The 14,358-nt window shown below is 62.0% G+C and carries 10 protein-coding genes; 8 read left to right on the forward strand and 2 right to left on the reverse strand.

Annotated elements, in window-relative coordinates; genetic code table 11:
* Positions 1 to 14: 14 nt before the first annotated feature.
* Both CRO46_RS15425 and folD read left to right on the forward strand, forming a co-directional pair.
* Positions 15 to 3,206, forward strand: coding sequence for a GumC family protein (locus tag CRO46_RS15425; RefSeq protein ID WP_097108660.1), 3,192 nt, complete (start codon positions 15 to 17; stop codon positions 3,204 to 3,206).
* Positions 3,207 to 3,345: 139 nt separating this feature from the next.
* Positions 3,346 to 4,245 (forward strand): bifunctional methylenetetrahydrofolate dehydrogenase/methenyltetrahydrofolate cyclohydrolase FolD, encoded by a 900-nt coding sequence (gene folD / locus CRO46_RS15430; protein WP_097108661.1) that lies wholly within the window; start codon positions 3,346 to 3,348, stop codon positions 4,243 to 4,245.
* A 116-nt stretch (positions 4,246 to 4,361) separates the two neighbouring features.
* Here the strand turns inward: folD and CRO46_RS15435 are convergent, their stop codons facing one another.
* Positions 4,362 to 5,333 (reverse strand): flagellin N-terminal helical domain-containing protein, encoded by a 972-nt coding sequence (locus CRO46_RS15435; RefSeq protein WP_097108662.1) that lies wholly within the window; start codon positions 5,331 to 5,333, stop codon positions 4,362 to 4,364.
* A 436-nt stretch (positions 5,334 to 5,769) separates the two neighbouring features.
* Here CRO46_RS15435 and CRO46_RS15440 point away from each other — a divergent pair, with 436 nt between their 5' ends.
* Positions 5,770 to 6,021: a hypothetical protein gene (locus CRO46_RS15440; RefSeq protein WP_097108663.1), complete on the forward strand. Its 252-nt coding sequence runs from the start codon at positions 5,770 to 5,772 to the stop codon at positions 6,019 to 6,021.
* A 208-nt stretch (positions 6,022 to 6,229) separates the two neighbouring features.
* Here CRO46_RS15440 and CRO46_RS15445 read toward each other — a convergent pair whose 3' ends face one another.
* Entirely contained in the window at positions 6,230 to 7,300 is a 1,071-nt protein-coding gene (locus CRO46_RS15445; RefSeq protein ID WP_097108664.1) for a LacI family DNA-binding transcriptional regulator, read from the reverse strand.
* Between the two features lie 337 nt (positions 7,301 to 7,637).
* On the opposite strand from CRO46_RS15445, the gene CRO46_RS15450 reads away from it, so the two are divergent.
* The 5 genes from CRO46_RS15450 (at position 7,638) to CRO46_RS15470 (ending at position 14,278) form a co-directional block, all read left to right on the forward strand.
* A complete protein-coding gene (locus tag CRO46_RS15450) occupies positions 7,638 to 8,987 on the forward strand; it encodes an ABC transporter substrate-binding protein (protein ID WP_097108665.1) in 1,350 nt (449 codons plus the stop codon).
* A gap of 75 nt (positions 8,988 to 9,062) precedes the next feature.
* Entirely contained in the window at positions 9,063 to 10,304 is a 1,242-nt protein-coding gene (locus CRO46_RS15455; RefSeq protein ID WP_097108666.1) for a carbohydrate ABC transporter permease, read from the forward strand.
* Positions 10,305 to 10,316: 12 nt separating this feature from the next.
* A complete protein-coding gene (locus CRO46_RS15460) occupies positions 10,317 to 11,456 on the forward strand; it encodes a carbohydrate ABC transporter permease (RefSeq protein ID WP_097108667.1) in 1,140 nt (379 codons plus the stop codon).
* A gap of 10 nt (positions 11,457 to 11,466) precedes the next feature.
* Positions 11,467 to 13,143 carry a beta-galactosidase BglA gene (bglA, locus tag CRO46_RS15465; RefSeq protein WP_097108668.1) on the forward strand — a complete coding sequence of 559 codons (1,677 nt, stop codon included), beginning with the start codon at positions 11,467 to 11,469 and terminating at the stop codon, positions 13,141 to 13,143.
* 31 nt (positions 13,144 to 13,174) lie between these two features.
* Entirely contained in the window at positions 13,175 to 14,278 is a 1,104-nt protein-coding gene (locus CRO46_RS15470) for an ABC transporter ATP-binding protein (protein ID WP_097108669.1), read from the forward strand.
* Positions 14,279 to 14,358 lie beyond the last annotated feature (80 nt).

The following is a 14,358-nucleotide window of genomic DNA, read 5'->3' on the forward strand; positions in this document are numbered from 1 at the left end:
GGCCGTAGCCGGATATGAGCGATTCAACTGATGACAGGAGACCCCGCGGGGGGCGTGGATCGTTGCTCGATCACGCCCGTGACAGCGGCGTGTCGCGAACCGGCCAGCCCGCCGGACCGCAGCCGGCTGACCGGCCGAGGGCCGCACCGTCGATCCTGTCGACGCCCAACCGCTCTGCTCGGGTGTCCACCTCGCGGTTTTCCGCACCCCGGGATGACGCACCCGACCGTGCCGCCGGCTCTGTACTTGCCTCGGCTCCGGCCAATGACCCCGCTCCGACCGTTGCCGCCGAAGCCCAGCCCGGGAAATCTGCTGAACCGGCATCTGCCACCCGCGAGAAATTCGGTGACAGGATCGCCCGGCTGATCGGCACCATCGCGCCGGATGAGAATTCCGGAACACGCCGGCAGCAATCCGGCAACCAGCAGCCAGTGGCGTCCGGTGCGAGCCCGGAGGCAGACCGGCGACCCGAAGCGCCCTTGCAGAGTGAGGCTGAGCCGGAGCCAGAGAAAGTTCCCGATTCAGGGCGCCATCCCCGCAGGGACATCCAGTTCCGCGACGACCCCTACCACTGGCATGCTGCGTCCGGTCACAGTCAGCTTGTCGACGACACGCGTCCCCTGCTCGATGCATCGATCCTGATTTCCGCCGTCTGGCGCTTCCGTCGTCTGATAGGCGCCGCAACGGTGGGCGGCGCGGTGATCGGTGTGCTCCTGGCGCTGTCGACGCCGCACAAATATTACGCTGAAAGCAGGCTCTTCGTTGACCCGCGCGAGGTTCGCGTCACCGAGGATGACATCCGCAATCAGCAGCTTTCAACCGAAGCCATGCTGGCGATCACCGACAGCCAGTTGCAGATCCTTTCCTCCACCAGCGTACTCGAAAAGGTCGTCTCAGACCTCGGGCTCGACCGCGATCCCGAGTTCAATGGTTCCCGCTCGGCAGGCGGCATCAGCGGCGGAATCTCGCTGATCAGGGAGCTTTTCACCGGAAAGTCTCCGTCCGATGAAGGCGAACAGAAGGCACTCAACAATCTCAGGGATGCCTTGTCGGTTTCCCGCGATTCCAGGACCTTCGTCATCATAGTCGGCGTCGATACCCGCGATGCGGAAAAGTCCGCGCTGATCGCCAACCGGGTCGTCGAGACCTATCTCGATTCCGAAGGTCAAGCGCAGTCCAGCCTGCTGGAACGGACCTCGGAATCCATCGACACACGGCTCAACGCCCTGCGCGCCGATCTCGATGCCGCCGAGCGTGAAGTCGAACGCTTCAAGGCAGAAAACGGCCTGGTCGGCGTTGGCGGTCAATTTATCGACGACAAGGAGATCCTGGCGCTGAGCGATCAACTCGCCAACGCCCGCGCCATGAAGGTGGGCATCAGGGTCAAGGCCGATAATCTCGCCAAGGTCCGGATTGATGATGTCCTCTCCGGCGCGTTTCCCGAAGAGCTGCTGTCCTCAAATCTCAGCGAGTTGCGCAAGCAGTATACTCAGACCAAGGCAAACGCGGATTCATTGGCCACCCGGCTTGGTCCGCGGCATCCGCAATATATCGCTGCGATGCAGTCGCTCGAGACCATCACCAATGAAATCAGCGCCGAGCTGCGCCGTATCGTCGCCAGCTCGCAGACAGAGCTGCAGCGTGCCGTCGCGACCGAGCAGGAACTGGCGAGCCAGATGGCCATTGCCAAGAGCCGCTCCATGGATCAGTCGGTCGAGCTCGTGACCCTGCGCGAGCTCGAGCGCAAAGCCAACGCCACCCGTGGCATCTATGAGGCCTTCCTCACCCGCTCGCGCGAAACCAGCGAGCGTTCCAACCTCTCGACACGCAATGTCCGGGTCATTTCCCCGGCCGAGGCGCCGATGCGGCCGATGGGTCCGTCGCGCAAGATCATCGCCATCGGCGGGATGATGGCGGGGCTGTTTGCAGGTCTCGGCCTGGCCTTGCTGGCTGGCGCGGTCGAAAGCATTCGCGCCTACAACAGCGCGCAATTGCCAAATCGTTATCCCGGCTCGCCCTTTGGCGGGTATCCGCAGCCGCCGGCCCCGGCTCCGCGGACGCCTCCTGGCGGTCCCGGCCGTCCGTCCGGCCCCGGCCCGGATGATAGCATGTCCGGTGGCCGTGAGAGCATCGCGGGCGGGTTCACACCGGCCCCCTTTACCGGTGCGCGCGCCAGCGCCGCGGCGGCAGCCGGTGCGCGGATGGGCAAAGCGCCCGTTGAGGAGCCTTCCGGCAAATCCGAACCGCAGACCCTTGATTCCATGGAAGCGGTACCGGTGCCTCCCGCACCCGCACGCACCATCGTTCTTCGTCCGAAATCGGCCAGGGCCGGGGCTTCCGGGACCAGCAGGGCGGCTCCGTCCAGCGAGCCCGCTCCGTCCGGACGCGCAAGGAAAGCGGAGAAACCCGACGCCGAGCAGACCGCCAGCCCGGCATGGCTCGAGGCTGTGGCGAGAATCCTGTCTGAAGCAGGCGACCATGTCGAACAGCCCCCCGCAAGCGAAAAGAAAACCGCACTGTCCGGCGAAGCTCCCCGGGCACGGGACGCCCGGTACGAGCCGGCCTTGGCTCCCGATGCGCACGCCAGAGCGCCGGAACCGGTCAGTGTTGCCGCGCCCGATTCCCACAACGTGCAGCCGGCGGAGCAATCTTGCCCGGTGCAGACCCAGACGCCCCATCAGCCGCAGCCGCAATTCCATCCGCAAGCCCCCCATGCTCCCCATGCCTTTGCGGCCCCGGCCCCGGCTCAGGCGATCTACCCCAGCCATTCCGTGTACTATCAGGCTCCTCAGCCCCAGATCAGCCACTTCCCGGGCTTGCACCACGGGCGGGCGGTGGATCCCTACGCACCGGTCTATCCGGTCCATGGCGTGCCCGTGGCGCCCTATGCTGCCGCAGCGGCCTATCCCATGCTGCCGCCGCAGATGATGCCCATGCAGCCGCACCAGTTCCAACCGGCCTATCAGCCGCAACCCGTGCCGGTACAGCCCCATGCGCAGTCCCACCCGGCACCGGTGCATGCTTATCAGCAGGTGCCACCGCAGCCGGTTCCGGCCGCAGCGCCTCCGGCACGGGCAGCACCAGCCACGGAGCCGGCCCGGTCCGAACCTCCTGTCAGCAATGAGCAAGTCGACAGGATTCGCCGCGAGATGAACGAATTGCGCTCCCGGATCGACGGTTACGCCGCGCCCCGCCGTAGCGCCTGACACCTTCCAAGCTTGAAATTTGACATCAGAGGACGCAAAGAAGCGATCGGCCTTTGCGTTTGGTTTCGTAGGGTCCGCGCAGGCTGCTCGCTCCGATAATCAGGTGCCGGGGCAGGCAACAGATCGGGAAGGATTTGGGATGGCGAAGGTGATTGATGGCAAGGCTGTTGCAGCTGGCGTGATCGAGCAGGTGACGGCAGCGAGCAATGCGCTGGAGGCCGAGACCGGTGCCCGTCCGGGTCTGGCCGTGGTCATCGTCGGTGATGATCCGGCCTCCCATGTTTATGTTTCGTCGAAAAGCCGCATGGCGAAGCAGTGCGGCTTCAAGTCGGTGCAGCACACCCTGCCTGCCGAAACCACGCAAGTCCAGCTCGAGGCCTTGGTCGCCAAGCTCAACGAGGATCCGGAAATTCACGGCATCCTGGTGCAGCTGCCGCTGCCGGATCATCTCGAAACCGACCCGGTGATCCAGTCGATCCGGCCGGAAAAGGATGTCGATGGCCTGCACGTGGTCAATGCCGGCAAGCTGATGACCGGAGACCTCGACGGCGGGTTGATTTCCTGCACCCCGGCGGGCGCCATGCTGTTCGTGCGCCAGACCCACGGTGCTGATCTCTCCGGTCTTAACGCCGTGGTCATCGGCCGCTCGAACCTTTTCGGCAAACCGATGTCGGCGCTGTTGCTGGCGGCCAATGCCACGGTGACCACCGCCCACTCGCGCACAAGGGATCTGGCTGGCGTCTGCCGCAACGCCGATATCCTCGTGGCTGCGGTCGGCCGTCCGCAGATGGTCAAGGCCGAGTGGGTCAAGCCCGGCGCCACGGTGATCGATGTCGGCATCAACCGCATCGACGCGCCCGAGCGTGGCGAGGGCAAGACCCGGCTGGTCGGCGATGTCGCCTTTGATGAATGCGCTGAGGTGGCAGACACCATCACCCCGGTCCCCGGCGGCGTCGGCCCGATGACCATTGCCATGCTGATGGCCAACACCGTCACCGCCGCCATGCGCGCCCACGGCCTCAAGCCGCCGTCCTTCTGAGCGCTCTCTGAAGATTTCTGGGTCTAGAATTATTAAAAAAGCCGCATCGTGTCCGATGCGGCTTTTGCGTCATGAGAGCGGTGGCACCTTGGCAGTGCCACCGGATGTCACCTGTCCTATCGGAACAGCGACAGGATGTTTTCCGAGTTGGAGTTGGCGATCGAGAGCGACTGGATGCCGAGCTGCTGCTGGGTCTGCAGAGCCTTCAGGCGGGTCGATTCCTCGTTCATGTCCGCATCCACCAGACGGCCGATACCGGAGTCGATCGAGTCCATCAGGCTGGCGACGAAGTCTTCCTGCATCTTGATGCGTGAATTGACTGCACCGAGGTTGGAGGCCGCATCGGTCATCTCGGTCAGCATCGAGTCCACGACGCGGATCATGTCGTCGACCTGGGCATCGGTGGTGGCGGTGGTCAGCGCGATGGCCGTAGCGGAGCCGGCGGTGGTGGCGGTGCCGTCGGCATCGATCAGGTAGTAGTTGACGGCGGTACCGGTGGAGTTGGGATTGAGCGCGTCGGCGTCGACATCTTTTGTCAGGATACCGAGGCTTTCATTGGTGGTGCCGATCAGCGTGGTCGAAGTGGTGTTGACCGCCAGCGTCGTGATCGAGACCAGGCCGGCGGAATCGCGGTTGAAACCACCGACGATCGTCTTGGTACCGGCGGCTGCTGCACCATCGTGGTTGAGCCAGTTTTCACCCGAGAAGGAAGCCGATTCCGAGATCGAGACCAGCTGGTTTTTCAGCTCGGTCAGTTCCTTGTCGATCTTGGTCTTGTCGACACCGGGCTCGCGGGCGGCAACCAGCTTGGCCTTGATTTCGGAGACCACGTCGATGGCCGAATTCATACCTGTGTAGGCAACGTCAACCTTGGCGGCGCCGAGGCCGAGAGCGTCCTTGACCGTCGAAAGTGCCTTGTTGTCGGAGCGCATGGTGGTTGCGATCGACCAGTAGGCCGAATTGTCGGCAGCAGTTTCAACGCGGTAGCCGGAGGAGACGCGGTTCTGTGTCGTCTCCATGTCGGAGTTGATCGAGCGCAGAGTGGCGAGTGCGGACATTGCTGCGGTGTTGGTCATAATGCTTGTCATGGAAGTGTCCCTTTTTGACAATCTACGCGGGACATACCGGACTCGGGTTACCGGCAATGGTGGTTGGACATCATGCCATCGCTGCTGCTTGTTCCTGGATCAGCGACCCACCATTCGTTGAGCCGAAAATCGTCAATTATGGTTAATGAACGGATAACTCCGCCTATCGAATTCTGAAGATTTCGGCAAAAAAATTAACGACTGAAGTCGCCGGGCGGCGAAATTAGGCTCCAGAAGGCGCTTTATCGGCCCTGCCGTACCATCGATCCGGGCACCCGGGATATTGGGGCATTTCATCTTACCGGATGAACCCTGAGAAGGGTTGAAACCCGAGGTTTCGACGCCACCAGGGAGGCGCTTTCTGCGCTGGCCCTGACAGGCCATGTCTTGACACTAGCCTCACAGCCAACATGTTTCTGCGAAAGGAGCATTTGCCATGGAAGCCCGTTTGATAGCCCTGATGATCCTGGCGCCCTTCGCCTTTCTTTTCGTCTACGCGATCATCCATGAATACCGCCGCTACAGGTCCGAAGGCAGCGCGACCTACGGGCTTGTCTACGACGAAGAAACAGGAACCACGCATGTGAGCGGGATCGCCGAAGGCGAGGAAGGCTACGACCCCGACGATTTCGATCCTGGAAGCCACAACGAGATGCAATCTGCGGAAAAGACCGATGACCGGGTATAGCTTGTGACAAGCTGATCGGGACTGTAACCCCACAGCACTTGAAACCCTTCAGATCCGGACCGGGGTGCCGGTCATCATCTGCCCGCGTGTCGCCTCGGCTGAAGGCTGCGCGCTGTGTGGTCCCATCTGCAAAGCATGCTTACGTCTTCGATCCCCATAGAGCCCAACGACGTTGCGGCAAGTTTTTCGACGGCGGCTCGCTGTCTGTCTACTGCGCCGCCTCTGCCGCTCTGCGCACCACCTTGCGCTCCGTAGGCGCGGGGCCGCTCGACGCGCGCACGATCAGCTCCACCGGCCAGATCTCCTGCACCGGCTCCGTCTCCACCCCGGAAATGATGTCGACCAATCGCTCACAGATCCGCGCGCCTGCGGCCCGGATCGAGGAACGGGTGGTGGTCAGTGGAACCGAAAAGCTCTCGGGCTTGAGGAACGGAAACACGTCGTCATGGGTGATCACCGATACATCGTCGGGCATCTTCAGCCCCAGCTGATTGAGCGCCCGCACGATGCCCAGTGTGGTGAACATCGAGGCGCTGAGAACCCCGGTCGGCCGCGTAGCCGGATCTGCGTTGTGGAACAGTGCACTGGCGATCCGGTAGCCGTTTTCCTCGTTCATTGCTGCCGAATGGTGCTGAAGGCTGCCGACCGCCAGTCCGCACGCAGTCATTGCCCGCCGGACCCCGTCCAGCCGGTGCACGGCAAAGGAATAATCGGTGTCGCCATTGATGAAGGCCAGGCGCTGATGCCCCAGTTGCAGCAGCAGCCGCGTGGCGTCGTGAAACGCGGCTTCATTGTCGATATCGACACAGGCGTAGCCGTCCACCGGCTTCAATGCCCGCCCATGCGCCAGAAACGGAATCCCGAGCTCCTGCAAAAGGCCGATTCTCTGCTCGTCGCTGCGCATCGCGGACAGGTAGACCCCGTCCACCGAGCGGCTGGCGGCAATACGGCGGTAGGCTTCGCTCTCCCGCTCATAGGATGCGGGTGTCAGCGACAGATCGACCTCGCGGCTGAGCGCATGTTCGCCGAGACCGGAAAGGAATTCGACAAAATGCGGATCGAGATCGACATTGCGGCCCACTGGCAGCACGTAACCGATCGAACCGGCGCGCCCGGTGGCCAGCTTGCGGGCGTTCGAATTGGGCTTGTAACCGTACCGCTGCGCCGTTTCCAGCACCCGTCTTCGGGTCTGCTCGCTGACTTCTGGATAGCCGTTGAGCGCACGCGAGACCGTGGTCTGCGACAATTCAAGCAATGCTGACAGCTGTTTCAGGTTCACGACAAGACGGTCCGTTTACTCAAAGCGCTTTGGGAAATTGAGCATCAGGCTGCGAACGCCAAGCCCTCCCAAGTCCTTTATCTAATCCCAGCTTTGCCGCCAGCAAAAGCGAAAACGACGCGAGTGCATCGCAAAACACTGTTGCAACGCAACAATCCTGGGCAATTCGAGAGCGGCAGACGGAAATCCATCGCCTGCCGGGAACTTTGAGCTTGACTCAAGCCGGTACTCGTAATCCTGTTGAGGCAAGCCAAAGCGCTTTGAAATCGCATGGCCTTGGCTGGGAGAATCCGTTTAGCTTGATGGAGAGGCCAGATACTGGTCCGGAGGAAAATTGATGAAGAAACTGTTTTTGATGAGCGCGGCGGCTGCTGCGCTGACCATTGGGTCGGCCCATTCCGCCGATCTCAAATTCACCCCCGGCGAGGGCGATTTCAACTGGGAGAGCTACGAGGCGCTGAAATCCACCCAGCTTGACGGCGAGGAAGTCACGGTCTTCGGTCCATGGCTTGGGCCCGACCAGGAGAATGTCGAGTCGGTTCTGGCCTATTTCGCCGAAGCCACCGGTGCCGATGTCAAATATGTCGGCTCCGACAGTTTCGAACAGCAGATCATGATTGACGCCGAAGCAGGCTCAGCACCCAACATCGCGGTGTTCCCGCAGCCCGGGCTTGCCGCCGACATGGCCAAGCGCGGTTTTCTTTCGCCGCTTCCCGAAGGCACTGGCGACTGGATCAAGGAAAACTATGCCGCCGGCCAGTCCTGGGTCGATCTCGGCACCTATGCCGGTGAGGACGGTTCGGACAATCTCTATGGTTTCTTCTACAAGGTCGATGTGAAGTCGCTGGTCTGGTACGTCCCGGAAAACTTCGAGGATGCCGGTTACGAGATCCCCGAAACCATGGAGGAGCTCAAGGCGCTGACCGAACAGATCGCAGCCGACGGAGAGACGCCCTGGTGCATCGGTCTTGGCTCGGGCGGCGCCACCGGTTGGCCGGCAACCGACTGGGTCGAGGACATGATGCTGCGCACCCAGTCGCCCGACGTCTATGACAAATGGGTGTCCAACGAAATCAAGTTCACCGATCCCGCCGTCATCGACGCGATCGAGGAGTTCGGCTGGTTTGCCCGCAACGATGCCCATGTCGCCGGTGGCGCGGGCGCAGTTGCGACCACCGATTTCCGCGACAGCCCGAAAGGCCTCTTCTCCTCGCCGCCGCAGTGCTACATGCACCATCAGGCCTCCTTCATCCCGGCCTTCTTCCCCGAAGGCACGGAGGTCGGTACCGATGCGGACTTCTTCTACATGCCTGCTTATGAAGGCAAGGATCTCGGCAAACCGGTGCTCGGCGCCGGCACGCTCTGGGCCATCACCAAGGACAGCCCCGGCGCCCAGGCGCTGATCGAGTTCCTGCAGTCGCCGATCGCGCATGAGATCTGGATGGCGCAGAAGGGCTTCCTCACCCCTTACAAGGCGGTCAACACCGACGTGTTCTCGGATCCGACGCTCAAGAAGATGAACGACGTACTGCTGGGCGCAACGACCTTCCGCTTCGATGCATCCGACCTGATGCCCGGCGGTGTCGGAGCAGGCTCGTTCTGGACCGGCATGGTCGATTACACTGGTGGCAAATCCGCCGAAGAGGTTGCGGACGCGATCCAGAAGTCCTGGGACGCGCTCAAGTAACAACCTGCACAAATCTGCGGACCCCGGCTTGGTCCGGGGTCTGCCACTTTGAAATGTCTTTTTGGGGGGACACCAATGCATCCGGCACTTCAGGGTTTGATCACCATCATCGTTGGCGTCGGCGGATGCGTAGGCTACTTCTATCTCTCCAACAGGTTCCTCGATTACGTTCTTTTCCCGGCCAGGGGCGAGCACGCCGGACGCAACATCAACCGGGCCAATCAGATCCGGCCCTGGCTGTTCCTGTTCCCCGCTCTGTTCGCGCTTGGCCTCTATCTCGCCTATCCGGTCTTCGCCACCCTCTGGCTGTCGCTGACCGACCGCAATGCCGGCGGTGCCTTTGTCGGTTTCGCCAATTACAGCCAGATGTTCGGTGAGCCCAAGTTCTGGGAAGCCATGACGAACAACATGCTGTGGCTGATCATTGTTCCTGCCTTTTCGACCGGCTTTGGCCTGCTGGCAGCCCAGCTCACCGACCGCATTTCCTGGGGCGGCATCGCCAAGTCGCTGATCTTCATGCCGATGGCGATCTCCTTTGTCGGCGCCGCGGTGATCTGGAAGCTGGTCTATGACACAAGGCCGGCCGGGCAGGATCAGATTGGCGTGCTCAATGCCGTCTGGCTCAGCTTCGATGGTGGTGCCTGGTCGGTTCTCGTGCTCAAGCTCATGCCCATCGCGCTGCTAGCGGTCTTCGCCGCCTGCATGGGCTATGTCATCTACCAGGCATTGCGTCCGCTGCTCGGCCGTGAAGTGCGACGCGGCCAAATCGGCGTGTGGGGCTATGTCCTGCGCGGCCTTCTGAGCCTCGCCGCGGCCTGGATGCTGTGGCTGTCCCTGGGCGCAATTCCGTCGCTGTTTTCGGCATCGCTGCCCTATGGCGAGCCGCAGACCTGGCTGACCATCCCGTTCTGGAATTCGATCTTTTTGATGGTGGTGCTGGTCTGGATCCAGACCGGCTTCGCCATGGTGATCCTGTCGGCGGCGCTGCGCGGCATTCCCGAAGAAACCATCGAGGCGGCTATCATCGACGGCGCCAACCCGTTCCAGATCTTCTTCAAGATCAAGGTGCCGCAGATCATGAGTACCATCGTGGTGGTCTGGACCACGATCACCATAGTCGTGCTCAAGGTCTTCGACATCGTCTTTGCCATGACCAACGGGCAATGGGAAACCCAGGTCCTGGCCAACTACATGTACGACAAGCTGTTTCGCACCAATGACTGGGGCGTCGGCTCGGCGAGCGCCATGATCATCATGTTGCTGGTCACGCCGATTCTCGCCTGGAATGTCTACAACGCCCGCAAAGAAACGCGCTGAGGGAGGCGGCTGATGAACATGTTCTCGAAAAAGTCGCCTCTCACCTGGGCCGTTCACATCTCGGTCGTGCTTCTGGTTGCGCTGTGGCTGTTCCCCACCGTCGGCCTCTTCGTTTCCTCCTTCCGCACCGCCGACCAGATCGCCAACACCGGCTGGTGGAAGGCGCTGTTCACCCAGGAACGCCAGGCGCCGGCCATCCGCATCTCCGGCGAGGAGGCCGAGATCGACGGCCGGTTCGTCATTTCAGGCAACCTGTTCGAAAGCGACGAAGTCGAGATCAGCAAGTGGGGCACCAGCTCTCGCGCGCCCGAGGCCTATGCGCCCGGCGAGACCGTCGATGTCGGCGACGGCGCCAGCCTGACGGTCACAGAAGATGGGGCCTTTAGCCTGGCAGCACCCCAGAGCTTCGGCGACAGCCGCCTGCCGCGGGTCTTCACTACCGCCACCCGGCCACCGGAATTCACGCTCGAGAACTACCGCTTCGTGCTGTTTGATCCGGGCAACCGCGAGGGCATGGCTAGGGCCTTCTTCAACACGCTGACGGTCACCATTCCCGCCACCATCATCCCGATCGTCATCGCCGCCTTCGCCGCCTATGCGCTCGCCTGGATGCGGTTTCCCGGCCGCGCGCTGCTGATTGCAGCCGTTGTCGGCCTGCTGGTGGTGCCGTTGCAGCTGGCGCTGATCCCGCTTCTCAGGCTTCACAACGAGATCGGCATCGGCAAGGGCTATCTCGGCGTCTGGCTGGCCCATACCGGCTTCGGCCTGCCGCTGGCGATCTACCTGCTGCGCAATTACATGGTCGGCCTGCCCCGCGACATCATCGAAAACGCCCGCGTCGATGGCGCCACCGACTTCCAGATCTTCGTCAAGATCATCCTGCCACTATCCTTCCCGGCGCTGGCCTCCTTTGCCATTTTCCAGTTTCTCTGGACCTGGAACGATCTTCTTGTCGCATTGGTGTTTCTGATTGATGCGACCGGTGAGACCACGGTAATGACCAAGCAGATCGTCGAACTGCTCGGCACCCGTGGCGGCAACTGGGAAATCCTGGCGACTTCGGCCTTCGTGTCGATCGCCGTGCCGCTGGTGGTCTTCTTCGCCATGCAGAAATATCTCGTGCGCGGCCTGCTGGCCGGCTCGGTCAAATAACGAGGCTTTTATGAAAACCATGACTCTTGCCGGCAAGCGGCTGCAAACCGGCACCGAGATCGTCCCGGATGCCGACTGGTGGCGCGGTGGCGTCATCTATCAGGTCTATCCGCGCTCCTACCAGGACACCTCTGGCGACGGCATCGGCGACCTGATCGGCATTGCCGAACGCATCGGCTACATCGCGTCACTTGGCGTCGACGCCATCTGGATCTCGCCGTTCTTCACCTCGCCGATGAAGGATTTCGGCTACGACGTTTCCGACTACACCAATGTCGACCCGATGTTCGGCACCCTCGGCGATTTCGACCATCTGGTCAGGGTCGCCCATGATCACGGCATCCGCATCATCATCGATCTGGTGCTCTCGCACACTTCCGATCTGCACCCCTGGTTTGTCGAAAGCCGGATGGATCGGGAAAACCCGAAGGCCGACTGGTATGTCTGGGCCGAGCCCAAGCCCGACGGCACGCCGCCCACCAACTGGCTGTCGATTTTCGGCGGCTCGGCCTGGCAGTGGGACGGCAAGCGCGAGCAGTATTACCTGCACAATTTCCTGATCTCGCAGCCCGATCTCAACTTCCACAATCAGGAGGTTCAGGAGGCCCTGCTCGACGTGGTGCGCTTCTGGCTCGATCGCGGCGTCGACGGCTTTCGGCTCGACACCATCAATTTCTATTTTCATGACCAGGAGCTGCGCGACAACCCGCCGCTGGCCAAGGAGCTGCGCAACGCTTCGATCGCGCCTGCGGTCAATCCCTACAATCACCAGCTCCACGTCTACGACAAGAACCGGCCGGAGAATCTCGGCTTTCTCAAGCGCTTCCGTGCGCTTCTCGACGAGTATCCGGGCACCACGGCGGTCGGTGAGGTGGGGGATGCCCAGATCGGCCTGCAGATCGTGGCCGACTACACCTCCGGCCACGACAAGATGCACATGTGCTATGCCTTCGAGTTCCTGTCGGGAGTACCGGTTACGGTTGACCGCGTCCGCACCGTGATGACCGATTTCATGAATGCGGCGCCGGAAGGCTGGGCCTGCTGGGCCTTTTCCAACCATGATGTCGTCCGCCATGCCACGCGCTGGGGAGACAGTGTCCAGGATCGTGAACGCTATATCCGGCTGCTGGCCGGGCTGATCATCTCGCTGCGCGGCTCCATCTGCCTCTACCAGGGCGAGGAACTCGGCCTGACCGAAGCCGACCTTGCTTTCGAGGACCTTCAGGATCCCTATGGCATCCAGTTCTGGCCCGATTTCAAGGGCCGTGACGGTTGCCGCACACCGATGGTCTGGTCTGAACACGAGCAGAGCGCCGGCTTCACCCATGGCCAGCCCTGGCTTCCGATCCCGCCGGAGCACCGTCACCTGGCGGTTGATGCGCAGGACCATGTCCAGGCATCGATGCTCAATCATTATCGCCGCTTGCTGGCTTTCCGCCGCGCTCATCCGGTTTTGGCCAAGGGCAGCCTCGAATTTGCCGACACCGGAAAGTCCGTGCTCTCGATGATCCGCCGCAACAACGACGAGGCCATTTTCTGCGCCTTCAATCTGAGCGACGAGATCCAGGTCATCGAGCGCCCGCAGGGCGAGCTGGAACCGCTCGAAGGTCACGGCTTCTCGGGCCTGCTGCGGCCCGGTACGATCGAGATATCGCCATACGATGCGTTTTTCGCCAGGCTCGGGTGAGGCCGATCCAGGCGTCAGGGGAGGAAACAAAATGGCCGGTTTGAAACTAAAGGGGATCAAGAAGTCCTATGGCGCCATAGAGGTGATCCACGGCGTCGATCTCGACATCGCCCAGGGCGAGTTCATCGTCTTTGTCGGCCCGTCGGGCTGTGGCAAGTCGACATTGCTGCGCATGATAGCCGGCCTCGAGGAGATCAGCGGTGGCACCCTGGATATCGATGGAATGGTGGTCAACGACGTTCCGCCCTCCAAGCGTGGCATCGCCATGGTGTTCCAGTCCTACGCGCTCTATCCGCACATGACTGTCTACGACAACATGGCTTTTGGCTTGAGAATCGCCGGGCAGAGCAACGAGGAAATCGACCGCCGGGTACAATCCGCGGCCGCGATCCTGCAACTGGGCAATTATCTCGATCGTCTGCCCAAGGCCTTGTCGGGCGGACAGCGCCAGCGCGTCGCCATCGGCCGTGCCATCTGCCGCGATCCCAAGGTGTTTCTGTTTGACGAGCCGCTGTCCAACCTCGATGCAGCGCTGCGCGTCGCCACCCGCATCGAGATTGCCAAGCTCAGTGAAACGATGCCTGAAACAACCATGATCTATGTCACCCATGACCAGGTCGAGGCGATGACGCTGGCCGACCGGATCGTCGTGCTGTCGGCAGGCTATATCGAGCAGGTGGGTGCGCCGATGGAGCTCTATGACCGGCCGAAGAACCTCTTCGTCGCCCAGTTCATCGGCTCTCCGGCGATGAACATCATCCCCGGTACGCTCGAGAAGACCGGTGCCAGCGCCACATTGGCTTTCACCAACGGCAAGACGGTCGACACCGGCATTGCCGTCCCTGACAGCGATGCGGGCAGGCCGGCTTCTTTTGGTGTCCGGCCGGAGGATCTCGTGGCCACGTCCAGCGACGATTTCCTGTTCGAGGGCACCGTCTCGATCGTCGAGGCACTGGGCGAGGTCACACTGATCTATGTCGATGATCTGACCGAGGGCAAGCCGATCATCGCCAAGATCGCCGGTCACCAGCAGGTCAGACGCGGCGACAAGCTCCGCTTTACCGCTGACAGGGCCAAGCTGCATCTGTTTGATGCTAAGGGCAACAGCTACCGCTTCACCCATCCGGCCAGCTGAACGCGAAAAACCCCGACCTTGCGGCCGGGGTTTTGGCAGAGCGCCAGGAAAGGCGCGTCTTAGGCGGGGAAACCGGTAGG

The sequence above is a fragment of the Parahoeflea halophila genome (assembly GCF_900220985.1).
GTDB classification, from domain to species: Bacteria; Pseudomonadota; Alphaproteobacteria; order Rhizobiales; family Rhizobiaceae; genus Hoeflea; species Hoeflea halophila.